The sequence below is a fragment of the Flavisolibacter ginsenosidimutans genome, from assembly GCF_007970805.1.
GTDB lineage: Bacteria > Bacteroidota > Bacteroidia > Chitinophagales > Chitinophagaceae > Flavisolibacter > Flavisolibacter ginsenosidimutans.
Genome location: NZ_CP042433.1, coordinates 4,204,965 through 4,216,740, shown reverse-complemented (window position 1 = coordinate 4,216,740; position 11,776 = coordinate 4,204,965). Strand labels below are relative to the sequence as shown.

The following is an 11,776-nucleotide window of genomic DNA, read 5'->3' as shown; positions in this document are numbered from 1 at the left end:
GTTTCTTTAAACTTGTGAGCGTTTAAATCAATCATTTTCATAGCCCTGCTCCAAAGAGCGGGGCTCTTTTATTGCAGAAACGAAGAAGGGCTTAATCCGCTTATTTATTGCGCGGCAACCAATGCCTCTTTCCTTTTCTCTTGTCTTAAATGCTGTTTCGGTGAGCCAACTGTTGACGATTGCTCACCTTGTCCGCCACACCTTTAACGCAAAGCTGAGAGCTGTTTAGCGGCCTGTGGCAAACAATACTTGATAGAATCGCTGGATGCCGTAGTTTCACTAGCCAAAATTTAAAAGATCACTTATGAGAAAAACAATTCTGCTCCTTGGCGTCTTCGCGTTTTTCCAAATCTCCCACGCACAGTGCGATAAAAAAGTAGCCTTTAAATGCAGCAAGATAAAACAGCTTAAAGACGGCAATGTTGTGCGTGAATCACCGACTGACGCAACCGTTGTTTTCGACAACGATAAATTTCTTTTGACAATGACAATGCAGGGAGAAACCGAAACAGTGGAAGGAGAAATTAATGAAATTTCAATCTGTCAATGGAAGGAGTATTTGAAAAATGGACGAACGCAGTATAAAGCCCTGGCCAAAAAGGAAAATAAGAACGCTGAAAAATCTATCATTGAGATCGAGAGCGACAACGGCTTTACCAAAATTACATTTGGTTCCGATCCGGATGGCGGCTCCAAATTACAACTCGACGTTGCCGAGTACATGATTGCTGAAGGCGCAAGTACAAATCAGGCTCCTGACAAGCCGGTCGAAAAAAGTAAAAAGGCAAAAACAAAATCAAAAGGCGGCGCAAAGTAGCACAGCAGTTATTTTTTGGGGCGACGAGGTGCAGTTGGCAACAAATGTGCAAGGGAAAGTGTACAAGCAAGGACAATGACTTTAGGTGATGACATCCTTAAAAAGATCAACAAAAAATTTGAGCCTTCCTCCAACGTTCCGATGCGGTACAGAAACTACGACTTGTTGCTGATCACCGATAAAGAAGGCAACGCGGTACAACTCTTCATGGGCAAGGCCAACGCTGAAGGCATCATCAAAGGCAACCGCTACGCACGAACGCTGAAGTACGACCGTGACGGACGTCTCATCAAAGACCATTGGGAACGAAAAGGAAAGGCCACGTAAAATTCCTCCCTCATAAGATTTGACCAGTCTTCTACAAAACAACTTTTCAGTATTTTATAGGTCTTCTTCCCGTTCCAGCATCAGTATCGCACTTTGCGGAACAATGAAATACTTCTCGCCTTCGTACATAATTTCCGTGGCGCCGCCCAATAAAAAAATAGCAAGATCGCCTTCCTTCGCTTGCAAAGGAATATACTTCACTTGTTCTTCTTGTGTCTTCCACGGTTCGTCCTCGGTGGGCATGGGAATGGCGTAGCCTGGCCCCACTTTGATAATATAACCTTGTTGTACCCTTTCTTTTTCCTGCACGCCGGGCGGTAAGTACAAGCCTGTTTGTGTACGTTCGTTGGGCCGTGTGGGCCGAACCAGCACGCGGTCGCCAATGATAATGAGTTTCTTCAAACGGTTATCGGGAGTAAGGTGCATCGCCATAAAAAATGATATTGGGATATTACGATATTGAGTCATTGAGTTTAAACCAGCAATATCCCAATATCTCAATATCCTTCTTTGCCGCAAAAGTATGCATGGACGAATTTTTGCAGGGATGGTTTGAACGGAAAACATGTTGTGCGAAAAGGCGTTAATTTTAACCTCTACTAAAACCCGTTATCATGGCCGAGAAAAAAGCAAAAATTTTACTTTGCGAGGACGACACCAACCTGGGAAGTGTACTGAAGAATTACCTGGAATTAAACGATTACGACGTAACGCTTGAACGCGACGGCCGCCTGGGCCTGGCCGCTTTTCAACGCGAAGGCTTTGACCTTTGCCTGCTGGACGTAATGATGCCGAATATGGATGGCTTTACGCTGGCCGAAGAAATCCGCGACATCAATCCCGATGTGCCGCTGTTCTTTTTAAGCGCCAAAACAATGAAGGAAGACATCATTCAGGGGTACAAGCTGGGCGCCGATGATTACATCACCAAACCCTTCGACAGCGAAGTGCTGCTGCACAAAATAAAAGCCATCTTAAAGCGCAACGAAGAGTTGAACCGCGAAGCGGAGAACCGCGAGTTTGACATGGCTTCGTATCACTTCAATCCGAAGCTGCGCGAACTTTCGCACGACGGCAAAACACAAACGCTTTCGCCAAAGGAAAACGAATTGCTGAAAATGCTTTGCGAGCACATGAACGATTTGCTTCCACGGGAACAAGCGTTGAAACGCATTTGGGGCAGCGACACCTATTTCAACGGCCGCTCAATGGACGTGTACATTGCCAAGCTGCGCAAGTATTTAAAAGACGACGAGAACATCGAGATCGTAAACATTCACGGCAACGGTTTCCGGCTCGTAGTCAAATAGTCTTCCTTTCGACAAAAGAAAAACTCAACCTGGCGGTTGAGTTTTTCTTTTATACGTTCCATACACGAAAAGTACTTACCTCTTAAAAGCTCGTTCATAAATCTCGATCCACTTTTCCGGCGTTATTTTCTTCATCAACTCGGCGATGAGTTCATAGGGAATCTGTTCGGGCTTTTTAAACCGAACGCAGCCCTTGCCCATGTCGAGTTTCGTTTTGGAATATTTGGGATATTCCTCGGTGAACCAATTCAGCAAAACGGTGTCGCCGTAAAGACCCAAGTGGTGAAGAACGATGTAGTTTTTCTGCGAGCCGATGTTTACAAAACCCAGGGGCAGCTTCGGATCGCAATGATAACCGGCCGGATATTTTGAATGGGGCACCACAAAACCAATCATGCCGTAAGTCATCGTTTCTTCAAATCCTTTGGGAAGATTTTTGGCAATTGTGTCGCGGAGCTTTTGCATTGCCCCTTTGCGTTCTTCGGGTAAAGAAGCGATGTAATCGGCCGGCGTTTTTGCAGTTGATGTCATGGTATTTTTAAATTAAAAGCAGGCAGTTTACCGTCAGCAACTTACTGCCAACCGCACACTGCCTGCTGCACATTTTAAAATTAATAACGAGGCTTGTCTTTGTCGCCGCCTCTGTTGTAGCCACCGCCGTATCCGCCGCTTCCACCACTGCCGCCCCGATAACCGCCACCGCCACCGCCGCCAGGACGATAGCCTCCGCCGCCGCCGCCGCTTCCTCCGCGGTATCCACCGCCGCCTTGTCCACCGGGACGGTAACCACCGCCTCCGCCGCCGGGCCCGCGTCCGCCGCCTTCCTCGGCTTCTTTTACAATCAATTGTTTTTTTCCAAAGGCAATATCTTTCAACATTTCAATGGCTTCTCTGGCGTCTTCGTCTTTGGTCATTTCTACAAAACCAAAACCGCGGCTTTTGCCGGTGGCTTTGTCAATGGCCACCTTGGCCGATTTGGTCTCTCCGAATTTTTCAAAAATTTCCATCAGCTCCGCATCATCCATGTCGTACGGGAGGCCGGCAACAAAAAGTTTCATACAAAAATTTATAGTGTGAAGATAAGAACTTATGCGGCGGCGGAAAGCGCCGCAAAAAGCTTTTTAGCTTTGACTCATAAATCCTGCCATGACACAAGAAAAAAATTTTCTTCTCAAAAGCTCAACAGGAAAGCCCGTCGCAGCGGATATTTTTTACAAAGAAAAAAAGCCGCAACCGCTTGTGATTTATGCGCACGGCTTCAACGGTTTTAAGGATTGGGGAAACTTTGATTTAATCGCGGAGCAATTTGCCGAAGCGGGTTTTTGTTTTGTCAAATTCAATTTCTCGCACAACGGTACCTCACCCGAAGCGCCGGAAGATTTTGTGGACCTGGAAGCCTTTGGCAACAACAATTACACAAAAGAACTGGCCGATCTGCAAACCGTGATTGATTGGGCGTTGCGCGACGAAAATCCACATCACGCAGCAATAGATAAAAATCATCTTTACTTGATTGGCCACAGTCGCGGCGGCGGCATTGTGCTGCTAAAAGCCGCGGAAGAAAAGCGGGTGAAGGCCGTTGCCGCCTGGGCTTCGGTTGCCGAGTGCAAAACACCTTGGGGCAATTGGCCGCAGGAAAAAATTCAACGGTGGAAAGAAACCGGCGTTGAATATTACACCAACAGCCGCACAAAGCAGGAAATGCCGTTGTACTATCAACTCTACGAAGATTATCAACGCAACAAAGAACGGCTTGCTATTTTGAAAGCAGTTGCGACTCTTAATATTCCATTGCTCATTTGCCACGGCACTAAGGACGAGGCCGTGCCGGTAGAAAAAGCACACAAGTTGAAAGACGCTGCGAAAAATGCCGAATTATTATTAATCGAATCAGATCACGTCTTCGGCCGCAAGCATCCCTGGCCACACAATGATTTGCCTCAAGCAATGCAGGAAGCCTTGCATGAAACCATCCGTTTTTTCTCGCGTCTGCCCTAAGTTTCCCGCAGCGCTTTCCGCTTCTCTCTATCTTTACCCACCGCTAAACTCCACCGCAATGAACGCAGAAGAACTGTCTCAGAAAATTAAAGGCAAGCAACCCTACACGCTCAATCTCTCCGACAGCATGACCGACCGCATGGTGCAAAACGCAAAAGACCAAATCACCAAACTACAAGGAACACGGGAAGAGTTGTTGCCTTTGTTTGAAGAAAAACGTTTGGCTTACGAACAGGCCCAACGCGAGTTCAGTGAAACCAAAGATTACATTGATTCGCTTGACGAGGAAGTGCGGCAGCAACAAATCGTTGTGGATGCACTGGTAAACTTCAAAGAAAATCCTTCCGCCGACAAGCGCATGCGCATTCACAGCGAACCCGGTGAAGGCGAAACCGGCGGCAGCCGCCGTGGCCGCAGCGAATCGGGCGAACGCATCTCCTGGCAAGCCGAGGCTTTAACAGCACTAAAAGAACTCGGTAAGTTTATTGCCGCCGATGATTTGCTCGACATTGTTTTTCAAAAACCGCACATTAAAGAACAAATTAAAGGCATGAAGAGCGGCAAGTTCCCAAGCACATTAAAAGCAACTACAGTAAACAACTTACTGAGCCATGCGCTGAAAGTTTCCCGCGGCGAGTGGAAAGGGCCTGCCGCACCGAAGTTCACCGTGTACAAAGACTTGCTTGGCCTGCTGGAATGGGTGGACAAAGACAACAATCCGGTTGAGCCATACAAGGCACAGTTCACGCATAAGAAACTTCAGCGTGATGCGCCTGCTGCGACGCCGGCCGCTTCAGAATAAAGAATCAGTCAAACAAGAATGCTGAGAGAGGACGGAAATTTCCGTCCTTTTTCTTTCGTTTTTGCTCATCATTTTGTCCGTGCTTCAAAGGACTGCCGGACTTTATCTTTGCCCGCATGGAAGAGTTGTTACAGCAAATAGAAACACACCGCAAAGAAATTGAAGCTTACCAAATTTCTACGCCGCAAGAGGCGGAAGAATACCGCATAAAATACCTCGGCACGAAAGGCATTTTGAAAGCCTTGTTCGGCGAGATGAAGAACGTGCCCGCCGACCGCAGAAAGGAAGCCGGGCAAGTGATGAACGAGTTCAAAAGTTTTGCCGAAGCGAAGTATGAGGAAGCGAAACAGTTAACAGTCAACAGTCAACAGTCATCGGAAGCAGCGATTGATTTAAGCTTGCCCGGCGATGAAATAGAAATTGGCGCAAGGCACCCGATAACCCTCATGCGCAACCGCATTGTTTCCATCTTTCAGCGCCTTGGTTTTTCCGTGGCCGATGGACCGGAGATTGAAGACGACTGGCACAATTTCACGGCGCTGAATCTTCCCGAAAACCACCCGGCCCGCGACATGCAGGACACGTTTTACATTCACCAAAATCCCGACTGGCTCCTGCGCACACACACAAGCAACATCCAGATACGCGAAATGAAAAAGGGCAAGCTGCCCATTCGCATTGTTTGTCCCGGCCGCGTGTACCGCAACGAAACCATCAGTGCACGTTCGCACTGTTTTTTTCATCAAGTCGAAGGCTTGTACATTGACGAAAACGTTTCCTTTGCCGACCTGAAACAAACGCTTTACTTTTTTGTGAAGGAGATGTTTGGCAAAGACGTGAAGGTGCGCTTTCGTCCGTCGTATTTTCCATTTACCGAGCCCAGTGCCGAGATGGACGTAACCTGTTTCATTTGCGGCGGCAAAGGTTGCCGCATTTGCAAGCACACGGGTTGGGTGGAAATTTTGGGTTGCGGCATGGTGCACCCGAACGTATTGGAGAACTGCGGCATTGACTCAAACAAGTACACGGGCTTTGCGTTTGGAATGGGAATCGAACGACCTGCGATGTTAATGTATGACGTGAATGATATCCGGTTGTTTAGTGAGAACGATGCGAGGTTTTTGAGGCAGTTTAAGGGAGCGTGAGGGATGATTCATGAACACAAATTCAATTTGATTATCAAAGAAAGGTGCGCACGCAGTAGCGCATATCTATGTGCTACCTACCATTTTAAAAAGACCCTGTGAGTGAAAAGACGACCACTTTACATAGAGACTAAAATCAATTGCAACCTTGACACTTTGTGGACATATACGCAAGACCCTTCAACGCACCAGCAGTGGGACTTGCGGTTTTCAGAAATAACATACTTGCCGAAAGACAATCCTACAAGCCCTCAAAGGTTTCTTTACTCAACTAAGATTGGTTTTGGATTTAAAGTAAATGGTATCGGCGAAAGTGTTGCAACCAAGACCAAGGACAGCGGAGAAAGCACGTCGGTTTTAAAATTTTCATCCGATAGCAATTTATCAGTTATCCGACAAGGTTCAGGCTATTGGAAGTATGTTCCCGAACAAGGCGGAATAAAATTCTTCACCGGCTACGACTATCAAACCCGTTGGGGAATCTTCGGACAAATATTTGACAAGTTTATTTTCCGACCACTAATGGTTTGGGCAACTGCATGGAGTTTTGACTGTTTAAAAAACTGGATTGAAAAAGGTCTGCATCCAAAGCAAGTGATAAAAGCGAAACTTACAGTTGTCATTTCAGGCATAGCATTAAGTTTGGTTTGGATTTATCAAGGCCTAATCCCAAAACTTTTATTCACGGACACAGGAGAAGTTGAAATATTAAAACAGTCAGGACTCTTTACGGGAAATGAAAAAAGTGTGTTGACGTTTATAGGTTGGGCAGAAATACTCTTCGGACTTAGCATTCTTTTCATTCACAAAAAATTTCTTCACATCATAAACATATTTGCATTGTTGCTGCTTTCAGCGACAGCATTCTTTAGCAATGCAATGATTTTTACTTTTCCGTTCAATCCATTTTCTTTGAATCTTTCAATGATTGCAATTTCAACAATTGCAATTCTTAACGTCGGATGTTTGCCAAAAGCATCTAACTCTATAACCAAGCAGAAATAATGAGTTCAATATATCAGCAAGTTTTGGGTTCAGACTTTCAAAAACTTCATCCGCAAATTCAAAAGCGGTTTGGGTTTAGCAGCAATGACAAAATTGCTTCCATTGGAAAAGGTATTATGCAAAGCGTGTGGTATGGCAAGCCATATACGCTGCCGTTTCTTTATGTTGGTACATGGAGAAACATCATGTTTCCTCAAAAAGGGAAAAATGTTCCTTTCACTATTGAGAATTATGCTTACAAGGACAAGTTCGGAAGAGAAACAGTTACTTGGATTCGCAAGTATCGTTTCCCAAATCGTGAAAGAAGATTTGATGCAACAATGATCTATAGCAAAAAAAGAAAACGCATTGTTGATTATTTAGGAACGCATCAACACCTTGCAGTTGATATTGAAATGAAGGTCGCAGAAAATGGAGGATTAAATCTTACCTCCGGCGAGCAAAGATTTTATGAAGGAGCAATTGGTTTCAAATTCCCAATGCTTTTTTCAGGTAAGGCAAATGTTTGCGAATGGTTTGAAGACAAAGAACAAAAGTTTAAAATTTCCGTTGTTGTAACTAACAAAATCTGGGGAAAATTATTTGGCTACGAAGGAACATTTGACGTAGAATATGTTCCTGTTAATTCAACAATTGATATTCCAAATGATGTTTTACCAATAAGAGAAGAAATCCGTGAGTAAAAAAATTATGTCGTTCTTTTACGCCATTGTTGTTATTGTTGAGGCGAAGTTTTGTGCGATGACTCAACAATTACTTTACTCATACTTCACCTGACACGCTTCGCACCAAAACGTTCTCCTGTCCGTCTTTCCCAAATGCGCTTTACAAATTTTCGCACCGTCACGCGGACAGGTTTTCTTTGTGTGCACTTGCCAATTTTTCTTCAACACGTATTCACGCTTCCACGCTAAAAATTCATAACTGTAAACCGAAGCTTGCTTGATCATCTCCGTCAGCTTTCGCGGCGGCAAAGCACCCACCAAACTTTCGGGATGCACTTTGATGCGAAAGAGAATTTCGTTCTTGATAATGTTACCCACACCGGAAAAAATTTCCTGGTTCAACAAAGCATCGGTTACCATTGCATCAGGGATGGCTTTTAGTTTTTTTCGTGCAGCTTTTGCATCCCACGAAGGATTTAATACATCGGCCGTCCAATCGTAAATTTCGTCCAGCGGTTCTTCAAGAATTTTAATGGCCGTTGAATACAAGTTCAATTCGTCTTTTTGGAAACGCAGATACAAACGAGGTTTAGCGTCTTTGCTGGAGTTGATGTAGTATGTACCAAACATGAGAAAGTGAATCTTCACCGTAAAGTCGTCGAAGCGCCAGAGCATGTGCTTGCCCCAGGTTTTTATTTCCTTTATCTTCTTTCCCACCAAGCGCTGCTGGTCAATTTTGGAATTACCGCTCACTTCCAAAATTTTTTGTCCCGCAAAACGCTGCAGATCCTCTGTAAATAAAATAAGCGACGGCCCTTCCGGCATTTGACTGTTTATTGCAAGCCTTACAAAATTGAAGCCACGGGAAAGCCAATGAGCGATTGGCAACGGGCAATGCGCAAACGAAAGAAATAAATTTTACCGTGCTAAAATTTTTAGTATTTTGCGGCGTAGAATAACCCCGAAACCTTCAGTAAGTTTTTCCGTTGTTCGTTGTTGACAAAAAGCCAACCCCGCAGCTTGCGGACGTTGGCTTCTTTGTTTTGCGAACAGCCGAAAGCTGACGGTTTACAATCGATAGCTATCTCTCCTGCTGTGTAAATTGTCCCGTCGTAGCGTGCTGGCCTTCGCTTAATTCTTCAATCATTTTTTTGTTGAAAGCATCGAGATCATCGGGCTTGCGCGAAGTAACCAAACCGTTGTCCACAATCACCTCCTTGTCTTCCCAAATGGCGCCGGCATTTTTCAAATCCGTTTGCAACGAAGGATAGGAAGTCAGATTGCGTTCGTTTAACATGCCGGTTTCGATCAGCAGTTGCGGGCCGTGACAAATAGCCGCCAACGGTTTGCCTTGTTCCAAAAAATGTTGTGCAAAGGCCACGGCATCTTTGTTCTGCCGCAGCGTGTCGGGATTCATCACGCCGCCAGGCAAAACAAGCATGTCGTAATCTTCCGGCGAAGCATCACTTAATACTTTATCAACAGGAATCTCAATGCTCCAATGATCGTGGTTCCAGGCTTTCACTTTGTCTTTTTGCGGAGAGATGACGTGCACTTCGGCGCCGGCCTGTTCCAGGGCATTCATCGGGCTGGTTAATTCCACTTCTTCAAAGCCGTTCTCGGTAAGAATGGCGACTTTTTTTCCTTTAACGTCTCTTGCCATAAAATTTGTTTTTGGTGAAAGAATTTCAACAGGCTTACGGCACAAAAACCAAACCGTTGTCGGAGATTCAACGGATGACGCAACAATCTTAATCGTACAATCATTTCTTGTTTACAAAAAGAAAACTTCGCTACTTTGGCGCTTCAACAAAAACCACGATGAAATCCCTTCGGAATACGCTTTTCCTTTCTTTCCTGACCCTTCTTCTCTACAACTGCAACAAAAACCCTTATACCGCTACCAACAAAGACTACAAGCGCCAGGCAAAAGGCTACGCAAAACTGTTGAAGCAAGCACCGCCGAACGATTCCTTGCCGCAAATAGTTAGCAACTGGGTGGGAACCACCAATTTCAACATGCGCAAGCCAAATTTTGTCGTCATTCACCACACGGCGCAAAACAGTTGCGATCAAACGCTGAAAACTTTTACCATGCCCAAAACACAGGTGAGTGCGCATTACGTTATTTGCAAAGACGGCAGCGTTCACCACATGCTCAATGACCTGCTGCGTGCCTGGCACGGCGGGGTAGCCAAATGGGGAAACAATACCGACATCAATTCTTCTTCCATTGGCATTGAGATTGACAACAACGGCGTGGACAGTTTTGCCACGGCGCAAATCAACACGCTGCTGCAACTGCTTGCCAATTTGAAAAAAGCTTACGCCATTCCCGCCGCAAATTTTATCGGTCACGAAGACATTGCACCCACGCGAAAGAATGATCCGAACGTTACTTTTCCCTGGAAAAAACTGGCCGATGCAGGCTTCGGCCTTTGGTGGAGCGACACGACCGGCGTAACGGTTCCGCAAACCTTTGATCACCTGCAGGCTTTGCGCATCATTGGTTACAACATCAAAGACACAACCTCGGTAATTCAAACCTTTAACCGCAAGTATTTACAGCAAGAAGGCCAAAGCCGCTTGTCGGAAGACGGCCGGAAAATACTGTACACATTATACCGTAAATACGAGTAAACGAACACGGAATTGTTCGTGATTTAGAAGAAGCGAAAGCCGGGCTTTGTGCCGGCCGGAAATTTAATATACCTTAACCGCACCGTATCCAAAAACAATCGCTATGAAGCACACAACCCTGCTTTTTCTTTTTTCCATTACCGCGTTTTTTACAAGGGCTCAAAACGTAACTACACTACCGCCGGGTAAATACGAAACAAGGCTCAAGGCCGCACAAAACAAATGGGAAAAAGGCGACATCATTCTGCTTGACGACAGCCGTTACAAACTGAGTTCCGGCGGCGAAACCGGCGAATACAAATTAAGCGTGGCCGCGCAGCGCATCTTCTTTACATCGGGCCCATTGAAAAGTGCTTTCACAAAACTCTCGCTCGTCAACAACAAACCCTTAATCGTTCTTCCGCTGGACGAAAACCGCAGCCTTGGACTAAAGGCCGAAGTATGGGCGAGCAAGGAATGAGGAACGGGAGATGAGACGATAAACGTGAAACTGTAAAGACTTTTTGATCGGCGTGAACCCTTGTCTCACGTTTCACGTTTGACGTCTCACGTGACTTATCTTCGCCATCACGCTATGCCCAAGCAATTGCCCCAAATAACGTTTGATTTTTCCAGCGACGAAGAGCCGAAAGAATTCCTTTCGGGCCAGCCGGTGCAACCGCCACAAAAACAAAAATCAAAACGCGGCCGCAAAAGCCTGAAAGAGCCGGAGTTTTTAGACGAAACGCCGGAAATTCCCGAAGACGAAATCTTGTTTCAGAAAGCCTATTACGGCATTGGTGAAGTGGCGCAAATGTTCAAGGTCAACATCTCGCAGTTGCGTTATTGGGAAAACGAATTCGATGCCCTTGAGCCGCGCAAAAACCGCAAAGGTGACCGTCTGTTTCGACCCCAAGACATTAAAACCCTTCAGCTCATTCACGACCTCATTCGCCGCCGCAAATTTACCCTCGAAGGCGCCAAAGAATTTTTGAAGAAGAACGCCAAAGCAAAAGAAACGCACGAGTTGATTGCTTCGCTGCAAAAAATAAAAACTTTTTTGCTGGAGCTGAAAGCGAGCATGTAGC

At 45.6% G+C, this 11,776-nt stretch carries 16 protein-coding genes; 11 read left to right on the top strand and 5 right to left on the bottom strand.

Going from position 1 to position 11,776, the window contains the following annotated elements; all coding sequences use genetic code 11:
- Positions 1 to 304 precede the first annotated feature (304 nt).
- Positions 305 to 817 carry a hypothetical protein gene (locus FSB75_RS18045; RefSeq protein WP_146790344.1) on the top strand — a complete coding sequence of 171 codons (513 nt, stop codon included), beginning with the start codon at positions 305 to 307 and terminating at the stop codon, positions 815 to 817.
- Positions 818 to 892: 75 nt separating this feature from the next.
- A complete protein-coding gene (locus FSB75_RS18040; protein ID WP_146790342.1) occupies positions 893 to 1,144 on the top strand; it encodes a hypothetical protein in 252 nt (83 codons plus the stop codon).
- 54 nt (positions 1,145 to 1,198) lie between these two features.
- On the opposite strand, the gene FSB75_RS18035 is transcribed toward FSB75_RS18040, so the two are convergent.
- Positions 1,199 to 1,576: a co-chaperone GroES gene (locus FSB75_RS18035; RefSeq protein ID WP_227990633.1), complete on the bottom strand. Its 378-nt coding sequence runs from the start codon at positions 1,574 to 1,576 to the stop codon at positions 1,199 to 1,201.
- A gap of 182 nt (positions 1,577 to 1,758) precedes the next feature.
- Here FSB75_RS18035 and FSB75_RS18030 point away from each other — a divergent pair, with 182 nt between their 5' ends.
- Positions 1,759 to 2,454 (top strand): response regulator transcription factor, encoded by a 696-nt coding sequence (locus tag FSB75_RS18030; protein ID WP_146790340.1) that lies wholly within the window; start codon positions 1,759 to 1,761, stop codon positions 2,452 to 2,454.
- 75 nt (positions 2,455 to 2,529) lie between these two features.
- Here FSB75_RS18030 and FSB75_RS18025 read toward each other — a convergent pair whose 3' ends face one another.
- On the bottom strand, positions 2,530 to 2,985 hold the full coding sequence (locus tag FSB75_RS18025) for an iron chaperone (protein WP_146790338.1): 456 nt from the start codon (positions 2,983 to 2,985) through the stop codon (positions 2,530 to 2,532).
- 80 nt (positions 2,986 to 3,065) lie between these two features.
- The gene (locus FSB75_RS18020; RefSeq protein ID WP_146790336.1) at positions 3,066 to 3,512 is read right to left on the bottom strand and encodes an RNA recognition motif domain-containing protein; all 447 of its coding nucleotides are present in this window, start codon (positions 3,510 to 3,512) and stop codon (positions 3,066 to 3,068) included.
- Between the two features lie 88 nt (positions 3,513 to 3,600).
- Between FSB75_RS18020 and FSB75_RS18015 the strand changes: the two genes are divergently transcribed.
- The 5 genes from FSB75_RS18015 to FSB75_RS17995 all read left to right on the top strand — a co-directional run bounded on the left by FSB75_RS18015 (position 3,601) and on the right by FSB75_RS17995 (position 8,087).
- Entirely contained in the window at positions 3,601 to 4,452 is an 852-nt protein-coding gene (locus tag FSB75_RS18015; RefSeq protein WP_146790334.1) for an alpha/beta hydrolase family protein, read from the top strand.
- A 58-nt stretch (positions 4,453 to 4,510) separates the two neighbouring features.
- Positions 4,511 to 5,254, top strand: a complete 744-nt coding sequence (locus FSB75_RS18010) for a hypothetical protein (protein WP_146790332.1) — start codon at positions 4,511 to 4,513, stop codon at positions 5,252 to 5,254.
- Between the two features lie 116 nt (positions 5,255 to 5,370).
- Positions 5,371 to 6,399, top strand: coding sequence for a phenylalanine--tRNA ligase subunit alpha (gene pheS / locus FSB75_RS18005; protein WP_146790330.1), 1,029 nt, complete (start codon positions 5,371 to 5,373; stop codon positions 6,397 to 6,399).
- Positions 6,400 to 6,555: 156 nt separating this feature from the next.
- Complete coding sequence (locus FSB75_RS18000) at positions 6,556 to 7,404, top strand: DoxX-like family protein (protein ID WP_227990632.1); 849 nt, start codon at positions 6,556 to 6,558, stop codon at positions 7,402 to 7,404.
- Positions 7,404 to 8,087, top strand: coding sequence for a DUF4166 domain-containing protein (locus tag FSB75_RS17995; RefSeq protein WP_146790326.1), 684 nt, complete (start codon positions 7,404 to 7,406; stop codon positions 8,085 to 8,087). Before FSB75_RS18000 ends, FSB75_RS17995 begins: the two co-directional genes overlap by 1 nt.
- 75 nt (positions 8,088 to 8,162) lie before the next feature.
- On the opposite strand, the gene FSB75_RS17990 is transcribed toward FSB75_RS17995, so the two are convergent.
- Together FSB75_RS17990 and FSB75_RS17980 are read right to left on the bottom strand one after the other, a co-directional pair.
- Positions 8,163 to 8,894 (bottom strand): DNA-formamidopyrimidine glycosylase family protein, encoded by a 732-nt coding sequence (locus FSB75_RS17990; RefSeq protein WP_146790323.1) that lies wholly within the window; start codon positions 8,892 to 8,894, stop codon positions 8,163 to 8,165.
- Positions 8,895 to 9,150: 256 nt separating this feature from the next.
- Entirely contained in the window at positions 9,151 to 9,732 is a 582-nt protein-coding gene (locus FSB75_RS17980) for a type 1 glutamine amidotransferase domain-containing protein (RefSeq protein WP_146790321.1), read from the bottom strand.
- 158 nt (positions 9,733 to 9,890) lie between these two features.
- Here FSB75_RS17980 and FSB75_RS17975 point away from each other — a divergent pair, with 158 nt between their 5' ends.
- From FSB75_RS17975 to FSB75_RS17965, 3 genes are all read left to right on the top strand, one after another.
- Complete coding sequence (locus FSB75_RS17975; RefSeq protein ID WP_146790318.1) at positions 9,891 to 10,709, top strand: N-acetylmuramoyl-L-alanine amidase; 819 nt, start codon at positions 9,891 to 9,893, stop codon at positions 10,707 to 10,709.
- Positions 10,710 to 10,812: 103 nt separating this feature from the next.
- Complete coding sequence (locus FSB75_RS17970; protein ID WP_146790316.1) at positions 10,813 to 11,169, top strand: hypothetical protein; 357 nt, start codon at positions 10,813 to 10,815, stop codon at positions 11,167 to 11,169.
- A 114-nt stretch (positions 11,170 to 11,283) separates the two neighbouring features.
- Positions 11,284 to 11,775 (top strand): MerR family transcriptional regulator, encoded by a 492-nt coding sequence (locus tag FSB75_RS17965; protein WP_146790314.1) that lies wholly within the window; start codon positions 11,284 to 11,286, stop codon positions 11,773 to 11,775.
- Position 11,776: the final 1 nt, after the last annotated feature.